This is a genomic window from Shewanella sp. NKUCC01_JLK (assembly GCF_019345615.1).
Classification (GTDB): Bacteria; Pseudomonadota; Gammaproteobacteria; order Enterobacterales; family Shewanellaceae; genus Shewanella; species Shewanella oncorhynchi.
Window position 1 is genome coordinate 1 of sequence record NZ_JAHKRD010000038.1, and the last position, 673, is coordinate 673.

Annotated in this window: 2 tRNA genes and 1 rRNA gene; all 3 read right to left on the bottom strand. The window is 42.9% G+C overall.

The window, feature by feature from the left end:
• Positions 1–216: 216 nt before the first annotated feature.
• Positions 217–292: transfer RNA gene (locus KO537_RS22940), tRNA-Ala, on the bottom strand.
• Positions 293–429: 137 nt separating this feature from the next.
• Positions 430–506, bottom strand: a tRNA-Ile gene (locus KO537_RS22945).
• A 99-nt stretch (positions 507–605) separates the two neighbouring features.
• A 16S ribosomal RNA gene (locus tag KO537_RS22950) occupies positions 606–673 on the bottom strand; the annotation flags it as partial.

The window sequence follows — 673 nt, forward strand, 5'->3', positions numbered from 1 at the left end:
AATAAAGTGTTTGAGAACTCATGTTCAATGCTTTCGCATTAAACGTTTTGTAATTAATCACATGACAGACTCATGCAATTAAATACTATCAGCTTTCCAAATTGTTAAAGAGCGGGCTTAAAAAAGCCAAAGATAATTTTTAAGTTTATCTTTGGCATCTCTATCCATAGTGCATATGCCTTATTACTTTGCAATAAAGTCAGAATAAGGTGTAAATGGTGGAGCTATGCGGGATCGAACCGCAGACCTCCTGCGTGCAAGGCAGGCGCTCTCCCAGCTGAGCTATAGCCCCATTTACATGCAGTGCGAGTAAGTAAGATGTTCCAAACCTCTAAAAGGATTGGTTTGCCAATCATTTCTTATCAAGGCGGACAGTGGCGACGTTTAGTTCACTAAACGAGTCACTTTCCAACGCTGAGAAGGAAGGATTGGTGGGTCAGAGTGGACTTGAACCACCGACCTCACCCTTATCAGGGGTGCGCTCTAACCAGCTGAGCTACAGACCCATCTTTGATAAACCTATTTAACTAGGTCCATCTTTTACTCTTTCTTCTATCAAGCAAATCTGTGTGAACACTCAACAAACATTAAGTTAGTCGTATAGGTAAGGAGGTGATCCAGCCCCAGGTTCCCCTAGGGCTACCTTGTTACGACTTCACCCCAGTCATGAACC